General features: G+C 56.2%; 20 protein-coding genes and 1 pseudogene. 6 read left to right on the top strand and 15 right to left on the bottom strand.

Features of this window, described 5'->3' with window-relative positions; all coding sequences use genetic code 11:
• Nucleotides 1-335: 335 nt before the first annotated feature.
• The 5 genes from FHW16_RS23310 to FHW16_RS23290 all read right to left on the bottom strand — a co-directional run bounded on the left by FHW16_RS23310 (nt 336) and on the right by FHW16_RS23290 (nt 6,018).
• A complete protein-coding gene (locus FHW16_RS23310) occupies nt 336-1,721 on the bottom strand; it encodes an NAD(P)H-dependent oxidoreductase (RefSeq protein ID WP_182551689.1) in 1,386 nt (461 codons plus the stop codon).
• A 45-nt stretch (nt 1,722-1,766) separates the two neighbouring features.
• Nucleotides 1,767-3,290 carry a tripartite tricarboxylate transporter permease gene (locus FHW16_RS23305; protein ID WP_182551688.1) on the bottom strand — a complete coding sequence of 508 codons (1,524 nt, stop codon included), beginning with the start codon at nt 3,288-3,290 and terminating at the stop codon, nt 1,767-1,769.
• 54 nt (nt 3,291-3,344) lie between these two features.
• Nucleotides 3,345-3,845 (bottom strand): tripartite tricarboxylate transporter TctB family protein, encoded by a 501-nt coding sequence (locus tag FHW16_RS23300; protein ID WP_182551687.1) that lies wholly within the window; start codon nt 3,843-3,845, stop codon nt 3,345-3,347.
• A gap of 59 nt (nt 3,846-3,904) precedes the next feature.
• Nucleotides 3,905-4,888, bottom strand: coding sequence for a Bug family tripartite tricarboxylate transporter substrate binding protein (locus FHW16_RS23295; protein WP_182551686.1), 984 nt, complete (start codon nt 4,886-4,888; stop codon nt 3,905-3,907).
• Between the two features lie 77 nt (nt 4,889-4,965).
• Entirely contained in the window at nt 4,966-6,018 is a 1,053-nt protein-coding gene (locus tag FHW16_RS23290) for a 4-hydroxythreonine-4-phosphate dehydrogenase PdxA (protein ID WP_432652079.1), read from the bottom strand.
• A 183-nt stretch (nt 6,019-6,201) separates the two neighbouring features.
• Here FHW16_RS23290 and FHW16_RS23285 point away from each other — a divergent pair, with 183 nt between their 5' ends.
• Both FHW16_RS23285 and FHW16_RS23280 read left to right on the top strand, forming a co-directional pair.
• Nucleotides 6,202-6,885: a GntR family transcriptional regulator gene (locus FHW16_RS23285; RefSeq protein WP_182551684.1), complete on the top strand. Its 684-nt coding sequence runs from the start codon at nt 6,202-6,204 to the stop codon at nt 6,883-6,885.
• Nucleotides 6,886-7,012: 127 nt separating this feature from the next.
• Nucleotides 7,013-7,135, top strand: a pseudogene (locus FHW16_RS23280) (ABC transporter ATP-binding protein); the annotation flags it as partial.
• A gap of 255 nt (nt 7,136-7,390) precedes the next feature.
• On the opposite strand, the gene FHW16_RS23275 reads toward FHW16_RS23280, so the two are convergent.
• Nucleotides 7,391-8,104, bottom strand: a complete 714-nt coding sequence (locus FHW16_RS23275; protein WP_182551683.1) for a DUF2076 domain-containing protein — start codon at nt 8,102-8,104, stop codon at nt 7,391-7,393.
• Between the two features lie 475 nt (nt 8,105-8,579).
• On the opposite strand from FHW16_RS23275, the gene mqo reads away from it, so the two are divergent.
• Nucleotides 8,580-10,238 (top strand): malate dehydrogenase (quinone), encoded by a 1,659-nt coding sequence (gene mqo, locus FHW16_RS23270; protein ID WP_182551682.1) that lies wholly within the window; start codon nt 8,580-8,582, stop codon nt 10,236-10,238.
• A gap of 138 nt (nt 10,239-10,376) precedes the next feature.
• On the opposite strand, the gene FHW16_RS23265 is transcribed toward mqo, so the two are convergent.
• From FHW16_RS23265 to FHW16_RS23255, 3 genes are all read right to left on the bottom strand, one after another.
• A complete protein-coding gene (locus FHW16_RS23265; RefSeq protein ID WP_182551681.1) occupies nt 10,377-11,675 on the bottom strand; it encodes an MFS transporter in 1,299 nt (432 codons plus the stop codon).
• Between the two features lie 81 nt (nt 11,676-11,756).
• Nucleotides 11,757-12,653: a dihydrodipicolinate synthase family protein gene (locus FHW16_RS23260; RefSeq protein WP_182551680.1), complete on the bottom strand. Its 897-nt coding sequence runs from the start codon at nt 12,651-12,653 to the stop codon at nt 11,757-11,759.
• On the bottom strand, nt 12,650-13,960 hold the full coding sequence (locus FHW16_RS23255; RefSeq protein WP_182551679.1) for an MFS transporter: 1,311 nt from the start codon (nt 13,958-13,960) through the stop codon (nt 12,650-12,652). Before FHW16_RS23255 ends, FHW16_RS23260 begins: the two co-directional genes overlap by 4 nt.
• 150 nt (nt 13,961-14,110) lie before the next feature.
• Here FHW16_RS23255 and FHW16_RS23250 point away from each other — a divergent pair, with 150 nt between their 5' ends.
• On the top strand, nt 14,111-14,797 hold the full coding sequence (locus FHW16_RS23250; RefSeq protein ID WP_182551678.1) for a FadR/GntR family transcriptional regulator: 687 nt from the start codon (nt 14,111-14,113) through the stop codon (nt 14,795-14,797).
• A gap of 20 nt (nt 14,798-14,817) precedes the next feature.
• On the opposite strand, the gene FHW16_RS23245 is transcribed toward FHW16_RS23250, so the two are convergent.
• The 6 genes from FHW16_RS23245 to FHW16_RS23220 all read right to left on the bottom strand — a co-directional run bounded on the left by FHW16_RS23245 (nt 14,818) and on the right by FHW16_RS23220 (nt 21,777).
• Nucleotides 14,818-16,530 carry an IlvD/Edd family dehydratase gene (locus FHW16_RS23245; RefSeq protein WP_182551677.1) on the bottom strand — a complete coding sequence of 571 codons (1,713 nt, stop codon included), beginning with the start codon at nt 16,528-16,530 and terminating at the stop codon, nt 14,818-14,820.
• 19 nt (nt 16,531-16,549) lie between these two features.
• Nucleotides 16,550-17,332 carry an SDR family oxidoreductase gene (locus FHW16_RS23240; RefSeq protein ID WP_182551676.1) on the bottom strand — a complete coding sequence of 261 codons (783 nt, stop codon included), beginning with the start codon at nt 17,330-17,332 and terminating at the stop codon, nt 16,550-16,552.
• Nucleotides 17,329-18,243, bottom strand: coding sequence for an aldose 1-epimerase (locus FHW16_RS23235; RefSeq protein WP_182551675.1), 915 nt, complete (start codon nt 18,241-18,243; stop codon nt 17,329-17,331). Before FHW16_RS23235 ends, FHW16_RS23240 begins: the two co-directional genes overlap by 4 nt.
• 3 nt (nt 18,244-18,246) lie before the next feature.
• Entirely contained in the window at nt 18,247-19,197 is a 951-nt protein-coding gene (gene araH, locus FHW16_RS23230) for an L-arabinose ABC transporter permease AraH (RefSeq protein WP_182551674.1), read from the bottom strand.
• A 10-nt stretch (nt 19,198-19,207) separates the two neighbouring features.
• The gene (gene araG / locus FHW16_RS23225) at nt 19,208-20,719 is read right to left on the bottom strand and encodes an L-arabinose ABC transporter ATP-binding protein AraG (RefSeq protein ID WP_182551673.1); all 1,512 of its coding nucleotides are present in this window, start codon (nt 20,717-20,719) and stop codon (nt 19,208-19,210) included.
• Between the two features lie 65 nt (nt 20,720-20,784).
• Nucleotides 20,785-21,777, bottom strand: coding sequence for an arabinose ABC transporter substrate-binding protein (locus FHW16_RS23220; RefSeq protein ID WP_182551672.1), 993 nt, complete (start codon nt 21,775-21,777; stop codon nt 20,785-20,787).
• A 176-nt stretch (nt 21,778-21,953) separates the two neighbouring features.
• Between FHW16_RS23220 and FHW16_RS23215 the strand changes: the two genes are divergently transcribed.
• Entirely contained in the window at nt 21,954-22,712 is a 759-nt protein-coding gene (locus tag FHW16_RS23215; protein ID WP_182551723.1) for a FadR/GntR family transcriptional regulator, read from the top strand.
• 14 nt (nt 22,713-22,726) lie between these two features.
• Nucleotides 22,727-23,875 (top strand): galactonate dehydratase, encoded by a 1,149-nt coding sequence (gene dgoD / locus FHW16_RS23210; RefSeq protein ID WP_182551671.1) that lies wholly within the window; start codon nt 22,727-22,729, stop codon nt 23,873-23,875.
• Nucleotides 23,876-24,034: the final 159 nt, after the last annotated feature.

Here is a 24,034-nt window from a genome sequence, read left to right as displayed (position 1 = left end):
TCGTCATTCTGAGAACCACACGGACGAACAATAGACGCTTGGACAGCATCCGATGTTCGTCGAGGGGAACACATGCACAAGGCAGGGACAGAGCTTCCGTTTCCAGAAGGACTTGGGCTTACCAAACCAAGTCTGCCTTTTCCGACGTGAGCAATATAGCGTCGAGACGATCGACCTGCAACAGAAGACATTATCGTCTCCGAATGTCTGCAATTGGCCTAACCAAGTCATTGGCGGCGCCCCGATCGCCTCTGGCGATATCAGCAATCATTTCTTGCGGATGGCTGGAATGATCTTGCAGGAAGCTGGTGAAACGCGACGACGCTCAACCCCGGTCATGCGCCGTTGGAAAAAAAGACAATATCCTGCCGTCGGCGCAATTCAAGGAGGAGAGAGTCTTCTAAAGCAACATCACTGAGACGGATGGCGCCGCCCCCCTTTACTGAACGGACCAGGCGGCGGTTGGCTATGAGATAGAAGGGTGCCGGCCGTTCTTCGCCAAGTGGCTCTCCCGGGACGAGCACCGACGAAACATTCTCAATGGCATGATGGTGGCCGGTTGCTGTCAACATTGTTCCGGCACTGAGATCGGCTTCAGCCACGGCAACAAGATCAAAGGCTGGCCGAGTTAACCGCGAGCCGCTGGATATGCCCTTGATCCCCGCTTCAAGAATACTGGTCGCAGCTTCCAGACCCAGCAGATGACGCGGAAGATAGATCATTGCCGTCGCACCGCTGCGGCTGAGAATGTGGCCTTTCCCGGCAAGAAGTTCCCAACTTGTCACGTCACGGCAACGGACGACAACAAAGACCCCGCCGGCAAAGCTGACTTCGCCAGGAAGGCGTAGGCAATGAAATACGTCCATCCGGCGCTCTCCTTCGAGAAGCCCTCCATCTGTGCGAGTAGAAAAGAAGGTTGGCACCTCTGAAATACGAGCGATGGGGCAATGGAGATCAGGGCGGTCAGGGCTGAGCGCGACGGATTGGGATGTAACGGCGAGTTCACAAAGGTCGGGGACAGCACGCTGGGGCAATATCGACGCCGTGCGTGACCTTGCTGCGGCGATCTCGGCAACGTCGCGCTCACCAAGCTCGAGATGATCGGCAAAGTCGGGGGCGTCGATCGTGGTACCGTTACTTGTCAAAGTACCGGTCCCAGGATCGAAGACGAAATCATATTCACTCGACTTTCCAGCGCAGACGATGTCAAATCCAAGAACCTCTGCCCAGGTGACCAAGCCAATGAGAAGGCTCGGTTGATCGCCATCAACCGGGGTCACTATTTTTCCCGTTTGCGCGGCTAATGCAGCAAGGCCGGGACCAATCACGCTGGCGACTTCCTTGGAAACAAGTGCCAGATGCTTGCCCGCTTTAATCGCCAGCTCGGCATGACGGGCGCCCGCTTCCGGATGGCCAGTTGCTTCCACCACCACGTCAAATGGCAGATGGACAACATGCGAAAGGTCGCCCGCGGCAATGGACAGACCGCTGTCCCAGGCGCGAGTGGCTTCTTCCTTGCAGTGGCACTCGGCAACCGCCTCGACACCGACCGATTTCAGCGCCGCCGACGCCGTCGCGCTATCGATTTCGACTGCAATACGCACATTCATCAGGGGAACGTGCAGGCCTTGTGCCAGAAAACTGCGACCAAACCCGCCCGTGCCGACGATGCAGGCTTCGACTGCCCGGGCGGCGCCGGCAAAGTGGTCGGAATAGTTCATGGAGATCAATCCTTTCAAACACATGCAGTGAAGGATGGCTGGCCCTCAGACCTTGGCTGAATGCGCAGCAGAACGGCAGCGAAGGCTGCATGCACCGATGACCTTTGCGATGAGTGGCCAGACAAGCATCAAAAGTGCGAGGGCCATGATGCCGGAAACCAGTGCGTTCGACCAAAAGATGGTCAGTGAGCCGTTCGACATCAGCATAGACTGGCGAAAAGCATCCTCGGCCTTGTCACCAAGAACCATGGCAAGAACGAGCGGTGCAATCGGATAATCCAGTTTTTTGAAGAGATAGCCGAGCACACCGAAACCAAGAACAAGCCACATATCGAACGTGGAGTTGGCGATCTGGTAGGCACCCGAGAAGATGACGGCGACGATCACAGGACCGACTATCGAAAAGGGTACCCGCAGGATCGAGGCGTAGAGCGGAACGGTTGCGAGGACCAGAAGCACGGCAACGACATTGCCCAAGTACATCGACGCAATGAGTCCCCAGACAAAGTCAGGGCGCTCGATGAACAGCATGGGTCCCGGCGTCAACCCCCAGATCATTAGCCCGCCCATCATCACGGCGGCGGTTGCCGAACCGGGAACACCGAGGGCCAGCATCGGCAATAGTGCCGAAGTGCCCGCCGAATGATCGGCAGTCTCGGGCGAAATGATACCGCGTGGATCTCCCTTGCCGAATTGCGACTTATCCTTGGCAAAGCGACGGGCAAGTCCATAGCTCATGAAAGATGCAGCTGTCGGGCCAGCAGGTGTAATACCCATCCAGATGCCGATCAGCGTCGAACGCAGAATCGCCCAGCTGTGGCGCGGCATTTCCTTCAATGCCTTGAATACATCGATGGGCCTGATCCGGGCTTTGATTCCCTCAAAGCGCAAGCCCTCCTCCGTGGTGAGCAGCAACTCACCGATCCCGAAGAGACCCATGACGGCGACAAGAAAAGAAACACCCTTGATAAGGTCGGGTATGCCGAATGTCAGCCGCAATCCGCCCGAGATCGTGTCCATGCCAACGGTGGCAAAAGCAAACCCCAGCATCATCATGACCAAAGTTTTGGCGGGCGCGCTTGTGCCCATCCCGATGAAGCTGGCAAAAGCGAGGAAATAAACCGCGAAGAATTCCGGCGAGGAAAACTGTAGCGCAAAGCTGGCGACCCATGTGGAAAGCAGCGTGATCATCACCACACCCGCCAGGGCACCGATGCCGGCAGACATGAAAGCAAGAGTAAGAGCCCGCGTTGCCTGGCCATTTCGGGCCATCGGGTAGCCGTCGAACGTCGTCGCAACGGAGGACGGTTCGCCGGGAATGTTGAAAAGGATCGAGGTCGTCGAGCCTCCGAAGAGCGCACCCCAATACATGCACGAGAGCAGGATGATCGCCGAGATCGGATCCATCGTAAAGGTGAGCGGCAGCAGAAGTGAAACACCGTTCGGCGCCCCAAGACCCGGCAGCACACCGACAAGGATACCCAGCATGACGCCGATGACCATAATGACAATGTGGTGCATGGTGATGATAGTGGCAAAACCATCCATCAGATAACCGAAATTGCCCATTGTCTGTTTCCTCCCAAGTGGTTCGAACGTTGCGATGATCGCCGCTTATCCAGATCAGTGGATCCCGAGCCAGGTTTCAATCGGCCCTTTGAGCAAGGGAACCTGAAAGCCGATCTCGAACACAAGATAGAAGAGAGCGGTGACAATCAAAGCCACAAGAGCAGAGATCCACCCTCGATAGCCGCCCTGCCACTTCATGGAACCAGTGATGTAGAGCGCTGTCCCGGCGTAGAGCCCAAGCAGGAGCGAAACGATGATGAATGCGAGGAGCGGCAGAAAGAAGCCAAGAACTGGCTTGGCCCGTTTGAGGTCGAGGAAAATCTCTCCTTCATGCTGGTTAAGGAACATAGTGCGCAGCAGTGTTACCAAACTCCCAAGGATAACCAGGACACCAACATAAAAGGGGAAATAACCTGCATCCGGCCCCATGTCGCTCCAGCCGATACCACTTCGCCATGATCCATAGCAGATGGCCATACCCGCCCCTGCTGTCAGGAATGCCGTGACGATTTCCATCGTCTTGCGGGAAACCGATCGTTTTTCAAATACGGCCATGCTCGCCTCCGATACACCGTGGAATCATGGACGCCCGGTTGGGCGCCCCCGCTATCACGTTATTCGACCAGCCATCCCTCGCGTTTGAGCACCTTGCGGACGTTCTCGCGATCTCCTGTCTGGTACATGTTGAAATCATCGCCCGCCATGAACTGCGAAGTCTGTGACGTTTTGGCGACGTAATCTGCCCATTCCGGTGTTTCGGAGACTTTCTTCAGGACGTCGCGATAGAAGGCGACAGCGCCCTCGTCAACGCCGGCCGGCAACCAGACAGTGCGCGGCATCCGGTAGCTGTGGACAGCAAGGCCAGCCTCGGCACAGGTTGGAATATCGTTCCAGCCTTTCCCGTCATGTACCGGTTCGCTCTTCGGAAAGCGGTCTGGCCGGAAGACGCAAAGCGGCTTCACCATGCCGGCCTGCCACTGACCACGATTTTCGTTGGGATTGTTTACATTGGCGTCGATGTGCCCGCCGGCCAGTTGAACGGCTGCCTCGCCGCCACTCTTGAACGGAATATAGCGGAACTCGGCCCCTGTCGCGTCAGCGATGGTGGAAACGAGGATCTGGTCAGTATCCTTGGACTGGCTACCTCCAAACTGGACTGCCTTCGGCTTGGCTTTCGCTGCCTCGATGAAAGCTTTGATATCGGTCATCTTGGATTTGCCATTCACCCAGACCAGGAATTCGTCCAGTGCGAGTGCAGCGACAGGCGTCAGATCCTCCGGTTTGTAGGGAACGGCAGCAACACTTGGCAGAAGATACTCATTGTTGGTGCCGAATGTCAGCTTGTAGGGATCGCCTTTATAACCGGCTGCGTAGACAAAGCCCTCAGCCCCGCTGCCACCGCCCTTGTTGGTAACGACGATCGAGGCGTTCATCAATTTATGTTTGGCGATGATGGATTGTACCGTTCGGGCAAAATTGTCGGTACCGCCGCCCGGACCCGATGTCACCACAAACTCGACGGGCTTTATTGGCTCGAAGGCAAGTGCAGGGGTGGCTGCTGCGACCATAAGCAGTGCCCATGTCATTCTCTTGAACATGTAGGTTCCTCCCGGTTGTCGGACCGCCCCGCCACAAGCTCCCACCCGGTGGAACGGCCCGCTTTCATTAATCAGTGTTATGCAAAGGACGTTTCTTTCAAATTTGCCTGACGCAAAGCCATTCTCGCCGCCAACAGCACGGCCTCACGCGAGGCCCCGACATCCGCGACCCCCTGCCCGGCAATGTCATAGGCGGTGCCATGAGCCGGGGTGCAAAGTGGGAATGGCAGACCTCCCATCATGGTTACCCCCTTGTCGAAGCCCATCATCTTCATCGCGATCTGGCCCTGGTCATGGTACATGGTCAAAACAGCGTGGAAGCCTTGCTTCAGCGCGCGCAGAAAGACAGTATCGGCAGGAAATGGCCCCTCCACGGCATAACCCGCTGCCTTTGCCTGCGCCACTGCCGGTTCGATGATTTCAATTTCCTCCAATCCGAAGCTGCCGCCTTCACCGGCATGCGGATTTAACGCCGCTACGGCAATTTTCGGATCGTCGATTCCCGCAAGGCGCAAGCAAGCAGCAGTCAATTCAAGCTCCGCCAGAATAGCGTCCACGCTGAGATGAGCGGACACTGCAGAGAGCGGGATATGCGAAGTTACCCGTGCATTCCAGATCCGTTCCAGGACATTAAATTCACGCATCTTTCCTTTGAATGACAACACGTCGGAGACAAATCGGATCTCGTCGTCGTAACCGGGATAAGCATAGCGCATCGCCTTTTTGTTGAAAGGCGTGAAGCAGATGCCATCGACGCGGCCTTTGTCAGCCAGATGCAGCGCCAAACGAAAATTCTCAGTCGCGAACGTGCCGCCGGCAAGTGTCGCTTCGCCACGTGTGACATCCGCAGGATCGAGATGGCCAAGATCAACGAAGACGGGCCGTTCAGCCGGGTTGATCGGCACATCGTTTGCCGCGCGATAATCAAGGTCTAGCTTGACGCCCGCAATCGCTGCGCCGTCATCCAGGATACGGCGGTCACCGATGACGATGAAATGTGCGGCGCTCCGAAGCCCCGGCAAGCAGAGTATTTTAGCCGTCAGTTCCGAACTGATTCCGGCCGGATCTCCCATGGCCAAAGCCAGAACCGGTCGCCTTGTGCCTGCTTTGTCAGCTGGATCGCTCGTCACCATGAAAATCTCCTCCGACTAACCTGCCACCACAGATAAAGCCAAAATTTCCAGGTTGCAAGTATTTTGTATACAGTATTACGAATAACGTATTAGTGGGATATCATTTTTCTGCAACCGGTGCGAGAATGGGAGCTGATAACCCAGGCAACCAGGGTAAAAGTGAGTGGAGAAAAAACAGCAATGGCTTCAGAGATGACCGGGCAAGCAGGGCGTCGCACATTAGCGACAATCTCCCGCCAATCGCTGCATGGCGAGATAGTCACACGGTTGCGTGACATGATCATCGAGGGCGATCTGCAACCTGGCGAGCGCATCTATGAGAACCAGCTCGGTGAAGAACTTGGCGTCTCGCGCACACCGCTGCGGGAGGCACTGAAGTTCCTGGCCAGTGAAGGGCTGGTCGAGCTGGTGCCAAGCCGCGGTGCCGTGGTCAAGCGTTTCTCGGCGAAAGACGTCGAGGACATGCTTATCGTCCTCCGGTCCATGGAAATGCTCGCAGGACGCATAGCATGCACGGAGGCAAGCAATGAGGGGATTGCGCAAATAAGATCGCTGCACGACGCGATGGTGAAACATTACCATGCCGGCGAGCGGCTTGAGTACTACAAGCTGAATCAGCAAATTCACACCGGCATTGTCGCCCTGGCCAACAACTCCCCCCTCGCCGAAGTTCACGGGCTGCTGCAATCACGCGTGAAACGTGTCCGTTTTATCGGACATGAAGGGGCTGAACGATGGGCAGGTGCCGTTGCCGAACATGGAAGAATAATCGCAGCTCTTGAGGCTCGCGATGCCGAGACTTTGGCCCGCGAACTGGACGTTCACCTCGCCAATGGCTGGGAACGGGTCAAGTCCGTCGTCTGATTCTTCGCGGCGCTCGAAATACCGATATTTTGTCTATGGCCGAAGGCCCAGTTGTTTCATCTCGCGCGATGCAATCCTGATCGCAACATGGCGCGATATTATTTTGATGGCACCGCCGATTGTGGCTGACGAAGCGGTGGCTGCCGCGCTTACCGCTACCAAAACTGTCGCACTTGCCGAAAGGCCCATGGATGAACTTTCTGGCGCACAACGTCAGCGGATCTGGATTGCTATAGCGCTGGCATGGCAGCAGAATAAGGCTGGAATTAAAGAAAGCGGCGCCATATCGGGGCGGCAACAACCCCGCTTGGCTCGCGGCTGATTTCAACGCCGGGCGTGGCAGAAACGCCAGACCACAGAACCGATTTCGCACCAAAAAAATTTCAGTCCTTTATGGTTGCCGCAACATCCGTCCACTTTCGGGTGCTCACTTATGGTGGCGAGCGGAGCGGTCCGAGCCCAGCTGATTACAGGTTGAATGAGACGTCGTTGCTCGGACCGTGCTCTATGCTACGTTGTCGTCATCGGTATCAGTGTCCAATGAATCGTCATATGCGTCGTCGAGACGATCCATCTCGGCGTCATTGTTCTGCGTGTCAGTGTTCTTGTCATCGTTGTAGTAGTTGTTAATGACCGTCTCGCCGGCACCGCTTTGCGGAACGCTGCCGGTTCCACCGCCTGACCCGCCAAACAACGAGTTTCCGCCCATCATGTTCTTGATGCCTTCGAACATGAGAGCGCCGCCCGCGACACCGGCTGCCGTGCTCAATGCTCCTTGCAAAAAGCCGCCACCTTGAGCCGATGATTGCAGCGGTGCCGCCCAGCGCCCGGCCTGTTGTGGCTGCCCCTGCGGCGCATAACCATCCTGGGGAGCTGCCCCACCCCAAGGCCCGCTGAAACGGCCGGGAGACGGTGGAGATGATTGCGCACTTTGGGAACTGCCGAAGATCGAACCCAACAAGCCACCCGACTGCGGTTGTGCAGGCGCGGCATTCTGCAAATCCTTCACTTGGGCTTCCAGAGCCTGAATACGCTCGTGACATGCATTAAGACCCTGCTCCTGGACGATGACGGCCTGAGCCAAGAGATAGGGAGCCGACGGCTGACTCTTGATTTGGTCCACAATGAAACGTTCGGCTTCAGGGTCCCGTGTGGTATCGGCCGCTTGCCTTGTACGATCAAAAAGGCCACTGAGAAGTTTCTGTTCATCAGCATTCATTTTCGCTCACCTCCATGTAAGGGAAATCTGATCTCGATCCAGATTCATGGCAATTAGATGACTTTAAGAAAATGTAATCTTGCGACCGCCGCAACTCATCGCAGGGAAAATTTAGCCGTATGAATGCGCTCCGGCATGAGAAATGCTGCCGCTACTGCACGACTGGGTGCGTGGGAAGTTACCCCGGGCGCTTGAACCCCTGCATTGGAACGATCCGCGTCCAAGCGATCGCTTGTGGCAAGATCGACACCTGAACGATCAGGGCCGTGTCAACGGCGCCTGTACCAAGTCGCGAGATTCCGCCGGTCGGCAGAAAACAGCTTTGAGTGACACGATGCCGCGCATCAGCTTGTCAGGATATTTATTTTGGCCTATAGCCGCAGACGGGAGGATCGAAAGCCGACATCAGAGGTTAACGGTGCCAAACGATAGCAAGAGTTCCAGCCTGCACACCGGACATTTCCCCGAATTTACCATGAATCGCCGGCAGCTCCTTGGCTCTGCAGTGGCAGGTGCTGCTGCCTTGAGCCTTCCTGCGCTTCCAGCCTGGGCCACGCCAGCGGAAAGGACAGTTGATGTCCTTCTTGTAGGGGGTGGCATCATGAGTGCTACGCTTGGCGTATTGCTGAGCGAATTGGAGCCATCCTGGACGATCGAAATGATCGAACGGCTCGACGACGTCGCTATGGAAAGCTCCAATGGCTGGAACAATGCCGGGACGGGCCATTCTGCGCTGGCTGAACTGAACTACACGCCGGAAGATGCAAACGGCAACGTACAGATCGCCAAAGCTGTTGAGATCAACGAGGCCTTCCAGATTTCCCGCCAGTTTTTCACCCACCAGATCGGGGCGGGTGTTCTGAAAGATCCCCGCTCTTTCATAAACTCCACACCGCATATGAGCTTTGTCTGGGGAGACGATAATACCAAGTTTCTGGAAAAGCGTTATGAAGCGCTGAAAGCCAGCCCGCTCTTTTCCGGAATGCGATTTTCGACTGATCACGATGAGATCGCCAAATGGATTCCCCTCATGATGGAAGGGCGCGATCGATCACAGAAGATCGCGGCGACCTGGAGTCCGCTGGGTACCGACGTGAACTTCGGCGAGATCACTCACCAGTACATCGCGCATCTCAAGCGCCAATCGACATTCAATCTACACACTTCTTCCGAAGTGAAGGACATTCAGCGCAACGCGGACGGCACATGGCGTGTTTCCTATACGAATACAAAGGACAACTCGGCAACAGGTACAATCAACGCGAAGTTTGTGTTCCTTGGTGCCGGTGGTGGCGCCCTGCCGTTGCTGCAGATGTCGGGTATTCCCGAGGGCGATGACTATGCCGGTTTTCCTGTTGGCGGCTCGTTCCTCGTCTGTGACAAACCTGGTCTGGTGAACCAGCACCTGGCCAAGGCCTATGGTCAGGCATCGGTCGGCGCGCCGCCCATGTCCGTCCCGCACTTCGATACCCGTTTTCTCGACGGCAAGCGTGTGGTGCTGTTTGGGCCGTTTGCCACGTTCTCAACCAAATTCCTCAAGTACGGATCCTATTTCGATCTTCCGGCCTCGGTGACGTTGGATAACATCTGGCCAATGCTCCAGGTGGGCTTTGATGAGTTCAACCTGGTTGAATATCTGGCCGGTCAGCTCATGATGTCGGATGAGGACCGTCTGCAGGCCTTGCGTGAATATTTCCCGCAGGCAAAAGCAGAGGATTGGAGATTATGGCAGGCCGGACAGCGCGTCCAGATCATCAAACGCGATCCCGAAAAGGGCGGCGTTCTGAAATTGGGAACCGAGATCGTATCCTCTGAGGATGGCAGCATTGCTGCACTGCTCGGCGCGTCGCCCGGCGCATCGACCGCCGCGCCCATCATGCTGGATCTCCTTAAAAAGGTTTTCTCCAAGAAACTTGCAACGCGAGAATGGCAGGCAAAGGTACGCACGATCGTGCCGACCTACGGCGTGAAACTCAATGATAATCCGGAGACGCTCGCCGCAGAATGGGCAGCTACCGCTGATCGGCTGCAGCTTGCCATCACCCCGCCCGCAATCGATATTTCTGCGTTGGCAAAGCCAGACAACGTCAAGCCGGGTGGGGAAGTAAAACGCGTCCCCGATATGGCACTTTGAACGGCGCCAGGACGAAACTGCCGTCAATCATTGGTCTGGGTTCCTGGCTGATACATTTGATCTAGTGGAAAATTGCGGACGGCCGATCGGGATACTGATCGGCCGTCCGCTCTGGTCCAACCAGCATCCGGACCCGCTTCAAGAAATTCTTCCGTTTTCTTGAGACCGCTCTTCGCCCCGGGAAATCAGTCGCTCAACGAGGAACACAAGGCATCCGGCCACCGTCAGACATGCTGCCAGAAAGAACATGGGTGCAATCGTGCTTCCAGTCGTATCCTTGATCCACGGCACTACATTCTGGGCTATGAAGCCGCCCAGATTACCCACTGAGTTGATCGCCGCCAGACCTGCCGCCGCTCCAGCGCCTCGGAGAAACCGCGAGGGCATGCTCCAGAACACGGGTTGCCCGGCGAATATACCGCCCGCTGCAAGGCAAAGAAATGCAAACTGCAGAGCCTGATTGGAAAGCACGGCAGAGAAAATCAGACAGATCGCGCCAAAAAAGGCCGGTATGACGATATAGGGGGTCTGCCAGCGTGCCCGTGCAGCCATATGCGGCACGACATAAAGCGCCACAGACACCACCACCCAAGGAATAATGTTCAGAAAACCGTTGGCAACGTTGCCGATGCCGAAGCTTTTCAAAACAGTTGGCAGCCAATAACTCAAACCATATGCCGAGAGCGGAAAGCCGATAAAACATACCGACATGAGCAAGACACGCGGATCAAGCAGAGCCTTGAATGCATGGCCGCCTTCTGTCCCGAGATTTGAATTCTCGTCGTCAATGCGCTTTTTCAGCCAATCCTTTTCCGCCGCTGTCAGGAATGTCGCCTTTTCCGGCCGGTCGTCCAGATAAAACCACGTCACGATCCCGGCAATCACCGCGGGCACGCCGGTAACAAGGAATACCCATTCCCAGCCTTTGAGGCCAAGAAGGCCATCCATGGCCAGCAACGATCCGCCAAGCGGCGCTCCGATCGCATTTGCAACGGCGCTGAATATCATGAAGAGACCGACCATTGCGCCGCGATAGCGTGCTGGATACCACAGCGTCATGAGGTAAAGCACGCCGGGGAAAAAGCCAGCCTCACACACACCAAGCAGAAAACGAAGAACGTAAAACATGCCGGCGCTCTGTGTGAATGCCAGCGCGATGGTCACGATGCCCCATGAGACGAGAATCCGGGCGAACCATTTGCTTGCGCCGAACCTTTCCAGAAACAGGTTGCTTGGGACTTCAAAGATGAAATAGCCGATAAAGAATAACGATGCACCGAGCCCGTAGGCATATTCGCTCATGCCCAGAGCATCGACCATTTGCAGTTTGGCAAAGCTGACGTTCTGCCGGTCGATATAGGCGATCAGATAGAGGATGCCGAGGAATGGCATCAATCGCCAGGATATCTTGCTTATCAGCTGTTTCTCTACGACCATGATATTCTCCAAAAGGCTTTGTGGTTGAGACTACCACATCCATTATACGGATTGTTGTCGGGTACCGGTCATCGGTGGTTGTCAGAACCGGCCGAGACGCCGGGCGTGAAGCTGCACCAGCTGCTCGCCGAAGCCGGTCGGCCGCATCGCCGGAGCCCGATCGAAAACCTCGATCCCGGCCCGCGCGGCAAAGAGACGTTTGCCATAACACATCAGATGTTCAATGCCCTGCATGACAAAAGTCACGGCGGGCAGCATCTGCGCATATATGTCTTCCGCCGATGCCAGATCGCCAGCCCTGTAATCCTTATAGGCCCGTACGGCGTAATCAATGATATCGGGCGCAAGGATGTAACCGGCACAGCCACCATTGAGCCCATCGATCAGCTCAAGACCACCGCGTCCATTGAACACCGGAACACGACCGCCTATCGCATGAATGAGGGTTTCTACATCCACCGCCGATGCCTCGGCTTTCAACAGACGGATATTGGGATGACCGGAGGTAAGAGCCGTCATATCCGCAGCCCCAAGGCCCCGGCCCAGAAATGCCGGTGCGTTCTGTATAGCGACGGGCAATGAAGTGGCATCGGCTACCCTTCCGAAAAAGGCTATATACTCCTGTGCATTGAAGCTTCCGGCAATGGGCGGCTGGAGGATGATCCAGTTCGCCCCTGCGAGCTCGGCATGACGCACCTGCGCGACCTGTTCGGCAACAGATGTGCCGAAGATTGTAAAAGCCAGCGGCAGGCGTCCGGCATTGTCCTCGGCAAGCCAATCCATGACTGTCCGTCTCTCGTGTTCGGTCAATTTGGCGACTTCTGTCGCCAACCCAAGTGCAGCGATCCCCTGCACACCGGTCGAAATGGCAATCTCGGTCTGCTTGCGCATAGCTTGGCGATCGAGCTTTTCGTCCCGGTCGAAGAAAGCGTACAAAATGGCATGGATGCCGGAAAAGTCATTGGATGGGGCGTTCAAAATTGTTTCCTCAGGATGGGCGATGGCAAATTGGAACGGGTACGGCGCGCAAGACCAATACCCAGCACACCGCCGATGACGAGCGCAGCAGCAACAAGACCCAAAGGCACATTATAGCTGCCTGTCGTTTGCCGGATACTACCGATAACTGGCGGCAATAAGAGACCGGCAACGTTTGCCAGAGCGTTGATCAAAGCGATGGAGACAGCAGCGGCCACACCGGATACATATTCCGTGGTGACAGCCCAGAAAATCGGAATGACCGCCCAGTTCAATCCAACGGAAAGAACCAGCAACGCATAGCGGACGTAGATGTCGCTCGATAAAATTGCGGCGATAATGGCCAAACCGGACGCAATGAGGGGAAGGCCGAGATGCAGTGCCCTTTCCCCGGTCGCATCTGAATGCCTGCCATTGAGAAACATGAAAATACAGGCTGCAATAAACGGCACGGCTGAGAGCAGACTGACAGTCAGATTGTTGCTGCCAGACAGATCCTTCACGATCAAAGGCATGAAAAGCGTCAGCCCGATGGTACCAAAAGCCTGCAGAAGCCAGAACACCGCAAGCAGCCAAATGTGCAGATCAGCGAATGCCGCCACCCATGAGGCCTTATGCGATACAGTGGCGGCTTCCATCTCTTCATTCCGGATCACCTGCTCCAGACCACTCTGTTGCTCCGGTGTAAGCCAGCGGGCATCGGCGGGCCGGTCCGGGAGGAGCCAAAGGACCAGGAAGCCCAACAGGATTGCCGGCACGCCCTCGATGAGGAAAACCCATCGCCAGCCCGAAACACCCAGTACACCGTGGGCATTCAACAACAATCCCGAAAGGGGCAACCCGATAACGGAAGCCAGTGCCGCACCGATGTAAAAGAACGACATGGCGTGGGCGCGATCCCTGGATGGATACCATCTGGCGAGGTAATAGATAATACCCGGCGTAAACCCGGCTTCTGCTGCACCCAGCAGAAGACGCATGCCGTAAAGCTGATAAGCGCTTGTTACAAATGCCATCCCAGCGGCGATAATTCCCCATGTCACCATAATGCGCGCGATCCACCGACGTGCGCCAAATCGCGTCAACGCGACATTGCTGGGAATTTCAAAGACGATGTAGGTGGCGAAAAACAGACCCGCGGCGATCCCGTACATGCGCTCCGTAAGCTGCAGTTCCGCATTCATTCCCAATGCCGCCACGGAGATGTTCGACCGGTCGATATAGGCGACCAGATAAAGCAGCATCACGAACGGCAAAATACGCAGGTTGACGCGCCGGATCGCGTCGGACGTGTTGTAAGCGGTCATCTATTCCTCCCATAGCCGCTCTCCCAAGCGGTGTATCAAACATCATATGTTTAACATATGATGTTTGATAGGCAAGAAACTTTTTTCAAGTTCCATACCGATTGTGTATGGGTGATGAAGCGCACAACAGTTGATCGATGAGGTAAACCCATGAGAATCCGGAAGCCGAACCGAACCCGGATTGTGGTGGCAGCGCTCGGGGGCCGCATAGCAAGCGGCGAGTTCTCCCCCGGTACGTTCTTGCCCTCGGAAACAGTCCTTGAGCATGAATACGAGGTCAGCCGTACAGTTATTCGCGAAGCGACCAAAATCCTGTCGGCCAAAGGTCTTGTGACCGTGCGCCAACGACACGGGACGCATGTAAACCCGCGTGAGCAGTGGATGTGGATGGATGGCGAACTCGTCAGCTGGCTGGCAAACGGCAGGGCTGCCAAGAGCGACCTTCTGGCATTCGCCGAGGCGCGCCAGATCATCGAGCCCGGCGCTGCAGCTCTTGCCGCTCTGCGTGCGACGTCGAAGCAGCGTGGGGAGATCGTCGCAGCCTATGAGCGAATGAAGACAGGCCACGCATCGCCGCAAGAGGCGATACTGGCGGACAAACAGTTCCACCTTGCTATTCTGGACGCAACACACAATCCTGTTCTGCAAAGCCTGCGCCAAACGATCGAGTCCATTCTGGATGCCATTTTTCCCCATACGGTTGGCACGTTCACCCACAACCTCGACAATCATGGCGAGGTTGCCGATGCGATAGTGCGCGGCGATCCCGAGGCCGCGCGAATCCACATGGAAAAAGTCCTGCAGCACACCACGCAGTTTCTGCAATCCGCCGGTTGAGGCGAGCAGTGAGCCAAGCTCTAATGGCTCTCACGCGGTATCCCGGCACCGCGGCATCCCACCAGGAAGTCAAGGTCCGCACCACGGTCAGCTTGCAGCACACGCTGCGTGTAAAGATGCTGGTACCCGCCGTCCATTGCCGGTACAGGAGCCTGCCAGGACCGGCGGCGCACCTCCATTTCGGTGTCAGACACGTCCAGATGAAGTTTGCGGGCCTCGACATCAAGTTCGATGAAGTCGCCATTGCGCACCAGGGCCAGCGGCCCGCCGACTGCAGCTTCCGGTGCGACATGCAGGACAACCGTTCCGAAAGCCGTCCCGGACATGCGGGCATCGGATATGCGCACCATGTCACGCACACCCTTCTGCAGCAGTTTCTGCGGCAGAGCCATATTGCCGACCTCGGCCATCCCCGGATAGCCCTTGGGACCGCAATTCTTCAGCACCATGATGCATGTTTCGTCGATATCCAGCGCCGGATCGTCAATGATGGCCTTGTAGTGGTCGATGTCTTCAAACACCACGGCCCGTCCGCGATGACGCATGAGTTCCGGCGATGCCGCAGAAGGCTTTATGATCGCGCCCGAGGGCGCGAGATTGCCGCGCAACACCGCTATGCCGCCTTGCGCTGTCAATGCTTTTTCCGTCGGGCGGATGACTTCGGGATCGAAATTTTCAGCCTGGGCAATGTTCTCGCCCACCGTTCTGCCGGTAACGGTCATTGCGTCGAGGTCAATCAGGCTGGCTATCTCCTTCATGACGGCCGGAAGTCCGCCTGCGTAACAGAAATCCTCCATCAGGAAACGTCCCGATGGCATGAGATCGAGAATCGTGGGGATGTCCCGTCCGAACCTGTCCCAATCGTCCAGCGACAGTTCGCAACCGATCCGTCCGGCAATGGCCAGTAGATGTACCACGGCATTGGTCGAGCCGCCGATAGCGCCATTTATCCGGATGGCATTGGCAAAGGCTTCGCGCCGCAATATCGCCGACAACCGCAAATCTTCATGAACCATCTCAACGATGCGGCGTCCGGTCATCCGTGCAAGCCTTGCACGATGAGCATCGACGGCCGGATAGGCTGCGTTTCCCGGCAGTGCAATTCCCAGCGCCTCGACCATCGAAGCCATCGTTGACGCGGTGCCCATGGTCATGCAGTGACCCGGTGACCGTGACATCGCACTTTCGGCGTTGGCAAACTCCTGTTCGCTCATGACACCAGCCCGGACATCCTCGGAGAATTTCCAAACATCAGTTCCTGAGCCGATCTGCTTTCCCTTGAAACGGCCATTCAACATGGGACCACCCGATATCACGATGGACGGCAGGTCGCAGGATGCCGCGCCCATGACGAGAGATGGCGTGGTCTTGTCACAGCCTGCCATGAGGACCACGCCGTCCATGGGATTGCCCCGGATCGACTCCTCGACATCCATCGACGCCAGATTGCGAAACAGCATCGCCGTTGGCCGCAGATTGGATTCGCCACAAGAGAACACCGGGAATTCCAGCGGCAAGCCGCCTGCCTCAAGTACACCCGCCTTGATGTGCTCGACCAGTCCGCGGAAATGCGCATTGCATGGCGTGAATTCAGAGAATGTATTGCAGATACCGATCACCGGACGACCGTCAAAGGCATCGTCCGGCAAGCCGCCATTTTTCATCCAGCTGCGATGAATGAATGCATCCTTGCCATTACCGCCAAACCAATGCTGGGATCTTCTCTTCGTCATGATTGATGCTCTGTTTTTGCTAGTTATTCGGGTGTTGCTGCTGGCTGAGGCCGCCATCCACGACAAGCCAGGCAGCGTTCATGAACGGGCACTCATCGGAAATCATGAACACAGCTGCCTGCGCGATCTCCTGCGGTGAGGCGATGCGCCCGCCCGGATGAAGAGCGAGTGTCTTGGCGCGCGCTGCTGCGGGGTCTTCAAAGCTGTTCCAGTAGTCGAGAACCTTTTGCGTTTCCACATAACCGGGAGCCAGCGCATTCACCCGCACTCCTTTTCCCGCATATTCGAGTGCAATGGATTTTGTCAGGCCAAGCAAGGCGTGTTTGGCCACCGGATAAGGAAATGTCTGCGGTATAATCGTAAAGCTGTGGGTCGAGGCAATGTTGAGGATAACGCCGCCGCCCTGCTCCAGCATCGATGGCAGTACGGCTTTGCTGCAGTTCCATGCGCCTTTGACATTGACATCAAAGTTGCGGTTCCATTGCTCTTCCGACGTTTCGAGAGGCGTGGAAAACACATTGATGCCTGCGTTATTGATCAGGGCATTGATCGCACCGATTTCCGCATTCGCCTGATTGACTGCCGCAGCAACAGCCGCACCATCGCTGATATCGGCCACAGCGAATCCCACTGAAGTTGCCCTTGCCCGCAGTTCATCCACCACACTTTCAAGCAATGTGCGATCCCGATCGATGAGAAAGAGACGGGCATCTTCTGCCAGACATGCTTCGGTAATTGCCAGACCGATACCCTGTGCCGCGCCTGTAATGACTATCCTTTTTCCGACAAGACGGTTCGTCATAACTCCTCACTCCCATCAATGACTGTCAGCGACAGCCCGCCGCTGATCTTCTCTCCCGGCGCCAGCAATTTGAGACCCATAGGATCCGTTTCGACAGACGCCAGCGCGTTGGGTGTATGACTCATCGGCTCGAAACAGAAGAAACTCTGGTCGGAGTACGGTGCGAAGAGCATAAACCGCGAGAAAATTTCCGTGGCTTTCAAACGCAGAGAAAGATTGTGCTCCGGCCATTTAATGATAGCCCTGCCGTCCCATCCCTCAAACGCATTGTTGATCCAGGACGTCGGTATCGATGTCGAACGCGCAAAAACCATATCCGCAGGCAGCGGCCTGCGGGCATGCGGAAGGTGTGACGGCGTCTCCGTCCACCAGCTACTGGCTGCCGCCTCAAGGGTTGTTCCGGGGGTTCGCGGAAAGAAGGGATGAAATCCAATTCCGAAAGGCAGTATCTCATCGCCGTTATTGACTATGGAAAGGTGCATGTCGAGTGTGGTGCCGTCGAGCCGGATTGTTTGTGTTGCCCTGTAATCATAAGGGGAATTTTCGTCCGCCTTCCTGCTGAACTCCATTGCCACCGCTTCGGCCGATACCTCCAGCACATCCCAATCACCAAGCCAGCCGTCGCCATGCAGATAAAGGCTCTCCTGTGTGTTGGGAACAAGTGACCGACGTTTACCGGCAAAGTGGAATCCGTTGCCCGCGACCCTGTTACCGACTGGAACAAGCGGAAAACATGCCGCCCGTTGCACCATGAATTCTTGTTGCGTCCCGGCGTAGGGACGCAGAAAGAAGCGGTTATCCGAGGTCTTGCCGTCCACCACCGCGCCACCTTTTGTGGCGACGCGGACAGCCATATGCACATTGTGCAGGATCAGAAAATCCACCGGTACTGACTGTTTTCCGGACAGCATCCTCTATCGCCGGATAAAAGCGCTGGACCGCAAGTTGTCCAGCATGACCGCCAGCAGCAGGATGAGGCCACGCACGATGTACTGATAAAACGCGGGAATATTCATGAGGTTCATGACGTTCTCGGCAATGCCCATGATCATTACGCCCACAATGACACCCGCCATCGTGGCCCGTCCGCCTGCAAGCGATACGCCACCAAGAACGCACGCGGATATAACTGAAAGCTCAAGGCCGACGGCAGCATTGGGTTGGCCTGATGTGATGCGGGATGCGAGCAATATTCCCGCTATTGCGCAGACCATTCCCTGCAGGGCGAAGATCCAGATTCTGGTCTTGTCGACATTGACACCTGCAAGACGGGAAGCCTCGGGATTGCCGCCAATCGCCAGTGTGTTCTTGCCGAAAACCGTGCGGTTCAGCACAAAGCCAAAGATAAGAAACAGACCGGCAAGTATCCAGACCGGTGTCGGGATACCGAACAGTTTGGAGAGTGCAAGCTGATAGAATCCGGGATCATTGATGCCGATGGCGCGACCGTCCGACGATATCAGTGCAAGGCCGCGCACAATCTGCATGGTCGCCAGCGTGGTGATGAGGGCATTGATCCTGAACTTCGCAATGACGAAACCATTGACGAAACCGACGAACGCGCCACACAGAAGCGCTGCGCCAATCCCCACCAGTATTGATCCTGTGGTGTTCGATGCCATGACCGCGACCATGCCTGTAAAAGCCGCAGTCGAGCCAACTGACAGATCGAAGTCACGCGCTGCGAGACAGAACATCATCGTGCAAGCGACAATCCCAACCGTAACCACGGACTGCAACAGGCCAAGCATATTGCGTTCGGTGAGGAAATTGGGAACCAGCAATGCCACGATCGTGAAGGCCACGATGAATATCAATACGATGCCTTGGTCACCCAGCAAAATCTTCTTTAAATGATTGGTCATGCCCATATCCTCAATACGCAATGTCGGTTGGCTGCTGCACGTCCGGAAGCGCTGCTGCCAGGATCGCATTCTCTTCAAACTGATCACGATTCAACCCCGCCGCGATTTTCCCGGCGCACATGACCAGGATACGGTCACAGATACCCATCACCTCTGGCAGCTCGCTCGAAACCACCACGATGCCCATGCCGCTTTCGGCAAGTTCGTAGAGAATCTCGTAGATCTCCGACTTGGCTCCGACATCAATGCCGCGTGTGGGTTCATCGACGATCAGAATCTTCACACCCTGCTCCGCCAGCCAGCGACCCAGTATGACTTTCTGTTGATTGCCGCCGGAGAGGTTGACGATGTCCTGTTTGCGCGATGGTGTGCGGACCTTCAGGCGTTTGATGAAAGTCTCCGCAACCTCCACCTCCCTCTTTCGGTCAAGCAATCCGAACGGGCTGTAATGGCGGCGGGACGAAACATTGATGTTTTCTTCGATCGAACGCCCCTGGAGAATGCCGTCATGCTTGCGGTCCTCCGAGCACAAGACAATGCCTGACCGGATCGCCTGACGCGGGCTCCCGGCTTTCACCAGGGTACCGTCGATCGAGGTAGTACCGGAAAACTGCGGATCAGCCCCGAAAACCAGTCGCATGAGTTCGGAACGGCCGGCGCCGATAAGGCCAAAGAAGCCGACAATCTCACCTGCATGCACATCAAAGCTTGCTGGCACAGGCAGGCGTTCCCCGGAAACCTTCTCGACCTTCAGACGTACCTTGCCTGCCTCGCGGCCGCGCCATCCCCAGATATCGCTGATTTCCCGCCCGACCATTTCGGCCACGATCTGATCACGTGTCACACCTTGCAATGTCTCATGGTGTGCGGCGAGCTTACCGTCGCGCAAAACCGTCAAGCTGTCGCAGAGCCTGAAAACCTCGTCCAGCCGATGCGATACATAGAGGATGATCTTGCCTTCCGACCGCAAGCGGTTGATCAGCGTGAAAAGAATTTCACTTTCGCGGGACGAAAGAGAAGAGGTCGGCTCGTCAAGGGCTATCACCCGTGCATCCAGCATCACCGCCTTGGCTATTTCCACCATCTGCCGTTCACCGATGGACAGCGTCTTTACCTTGCGGCGCGGATCGATGTCGATTCCTGCACCCTTCAGCTTCTCGGTAACATCGGCGAACATTTTGGCAGACGCGACAATTCCCGCCTTTGCCGGAAACCGGCCAAGATAAAGGTTTTCCGCCACAGTCAACTCGGGAACGAGTTGCAACTCCTGATGGATGACGATTACACCATGCTCAAAGGCATCTCTTGAAGAGCCATACGCCTGAACTTCGCCATCAATACGTATTTCACCTTCGTTGGCGTGCTGATCTCCCGATAGAATCCGGATGAGGGTTGATTTTCCGGCACCGTTCTCCCCCATCAATCCATGCACGGCACCCTTGCGCACATCAAAACTGATGCCAGACAGCGCTTTTACGCCAGGATAGGTCTTCGTAAGATTTGAGAATTGTAAAAACGACACGTGCTTCCCCTCCAGCTTGGCGGCGGAGCAAACCGCCGCCAGTGATATCGATATACGGGCGAGGATTACTCGATGCCGAGTTCCTTGCGCACTTGCTGGAAAGTATCCCGCTTGGCGAGAGCGCCCGATGTCAGAGTGAGCTTTTCCGGCTGCTTGTCGTTCGCAACCCACTCGTACATATTGGTGGCAGTCTCATAGCCATGACGCTTGGGAGAAATGATAACGGTCCCGACAAAGCCCGTGGCCGTTGGCTTCTTGAACTCGTTGATCGCCGAATCCGCCCCGCCAATACCGATGCCAATCACACCGTCCGCCGGAATGCCCACACTCTCCGTCGCGCGCACGGCACCGAGTACCGCTTCGTCATTGAGACCGAAGGCAACCCATTTCTTGATACCCGCATGCGCATTCAGCACCACTGTTGCAGCATTGAGTGCAGCTTCGGTATCTGTCTTTGCCTGCGGAGCGGGAAAGATGTTCTCAGCCTTGAAGCCGTTTGCCTTCAGCACTGAAATGGCACCCTCGACACGGTCGACGGCCGTCGGCAGTTGATCGTAGGAAACTCGAATTGCTCCTACTTCTTCCGGCTTCCAGCCGCGCGCCTTCATCTCATCAACAATGCCCTGCCCGACGGCTTCGCCGATCTTGGTGGCGGAAATACCCATATGGGGTACATCCTCAAGCGGCTTGCCGGCGGCATCGACCAAACGATCATCGACCGTCATCATCTTGAGATTGTTGGCAGCCGCCTTGGCGACAATGCCTGGTCCGAGCTTCACATCAGGCGTACAGACGATAAAGCCCTGAGCACCCTGTGCACCAAGATTGTCGATCGCCGACATCAGCTTTTCGCCATCCTCAGCGCCGATTTTGACAAGGGTAAACCCCTTCTCCTTGGCTGCCTGATCGGCAAACTTCCACTCGTCCTGGAACCATGGTTCCTCGGGTTGCTTCACGATGAAGCCAATCTTGGTGTCCTGCGCATTTGCAGGAACCGCTGATACTACCGACATGGTTGCGAGTGCGCCGGCGAGAATCGCCGTCTTGATCAAATTCATCGTCATTCCTCCCAAAAGCACGATCCCATTTTTCCGATCGTGATGATACAATTAATCAGTTTTATCATACTCGTCAATTGCTCTGGTATGATAAATAGTCTAAGGCTTCAGGGATTGGAATTCGGGACGCAATGATCGATAAGGCACTGCACGATCGCGTCGCAGAGGGGGGAATGATGAACCAGATCACTGATCCGTCAGTTGCAGGCGTGCAGAAAACACGGCGCCCCCGCGTCATGCCGGACGTGCTGCGCGCACTTGCCCGGGATATATTCGCAGGCCGTTATCCAGGCGGCAGCCTTTTGCCGCGCGAAAACGACCTTGGCGATGAATATGGCGTCAGCCGGACAGTGATCCGGGAAGCACTGAAGGTTCTGGCAGCCAAGGGGCTGGTCAGCAGCCGTCCGCGTATTGGAACAACCGTATGTGATCCGGACAACTGGAACATCATTGACCCTCAAGTATTGGAATGGCATGCACCGCACCTTCTGGACGACCGCCTGTTCGACGCAATCCTTGAAACACGCCGCGCTATAGAACCGCTGGTGGCGGAACTTGCAGCCAGCAGAGCCACGCTGCAGGAAATTGCGGATCTTGAACTTGCCTGGCAGGGCATGGCCGACGCAGCAAACGACGTGGAACGGTTCTCGCGTTCAGATATTGCGTTCCACCAGATTCTCTATGCCGCAAGTCATAATCCGGTGTTCCGCCAGATTGGCGGGCTGATCGACGCGGCGCTGAAATTTGTTCTCGAAACCACTGCCACCACCTCCAACGACCAGAGAAGTGAAGCGATCAAGGCTCACCGTGCCATGGTCGAGGCTTTGCGGATGCGTGATGCGGCGGCGGCACGTCAGGCGGCCAGTGACATACTGGACCTTGCTGCGCGCGATCTGGCAGCAGCAAAATCCATCAATGCGGACAAAGCTGGTTAAAGGGTCAGACAAAGATGAAAATCACGGCACTCAAAACATTCATTGTTCCACCGCGCTGGCTCTTTTTGAAAATTGAAACCGACGAGGGTGTGAGCGGCTGGGGCGAACCTGTTGTCGAGGGCCGCGCGCATACTGTCGAAACCGCGATCACGGAACTTGCCGATTATTTGATCGGTAAAGATCCGCGTCTGATCGAGGATCATTGGACGGTGATGTATCGCGGCGCCTTCTATCGCGGCGGCCCCATCCTGATGAGTGCGATTGCCGGTGTCGATCAGGCGCTTTGGGACATCAAAGGCAAGGCACTGGGCGTGCCCGTCCATGAACTTCTTGGCGGCAAACTCCGTGATCGGATCAAGGTATATTCATGGATCGGCGGTGACCGACCCGCCGACATCGCCGCCGGAGCGCTGGATGTCACCAGCCGGGGTTTTACCGCGCTCAAGATGAACGGGACGGAAGAACTGCAGATCGTTGACAGCCACGACAAAATCGATGCGGTCGTCGAGCGCGTCGCATCTGTGCGCCAGGCAGTCGGACCGAACATCGGAATTGCCGTCGATTTTCACGGCCGTGTCCACCGCCCGATGGCGCGGGCCCTCGTCAAGGAGCTTGATCCCTATCGCCTGATGTTTATCGAAGAACCAGTGTTAAGCGAGAACCGCGAGGCGCTCAAGGAAATAGCCTCGTTCTCCTCGGCGCCGATTGCACTGGGTGAGCGCCTTTACAGCCGCTGGGATTTCAAGAGCGTTCTCGAGCAAGGGGCTGTTGACATCATCCAGCCTGATTTGTCCCACGCCGGCGGGATTACAGAATGCCGCAAGATCGCAGCGATGGCCGAGGCCTATGATGTGGCACTGGCACCCCATTGCCCGCTTGGCCCGATTGCGCTGGCAGCCTGCCTGCAACTCGACGCTGTCAGCTACAACGCCTTCATTCAAGAACAAAGCTTGGGTATCCATTACAACAGCACCAATGATCTGCTCGATTACGCCAGTGACAAGTCCGTGTTTCAATATGAAGACGGGTATGTAGCCATCCCCGATGGCCCTGGTCTGGGAATTGAAATCAATGAAGAGTACGTTATGGAACGCGCCAAGGAAGGGCATCGCTGGCGCAACCCGATTTGGCGGCACAAGGACGGCTCCTTTGCCGAATGGTGAAGACGATAGGCAGCAGGCTATCGCTCGCCTGGCCAGCCGGACTGTGCCGTGAATGGCATTACCTAAAGTACCGCCGACGCTAGCGGCCGACACTTATCGATAACCTCTAGCAATACCCCCAATACGGTGCAGTCGCATTCGCTCATCAAAATCAGTCCT

The sequence above is a fragment of the Phyllobacterium myrsinacearum genome (genome assembly GCF_014138285.1).
GTDB lineage: Bacteria > Pseudomonadota > Alphaproteobacteria > Rhizobiales > Rhizobiaceae > Phyllobacterium > Phyllobacterium myrsinacearum_A.
Note: the sequence above shows the minus strand (reverse complement) of the source record. Positions and strands in the feature narration are given on the sequence as shown.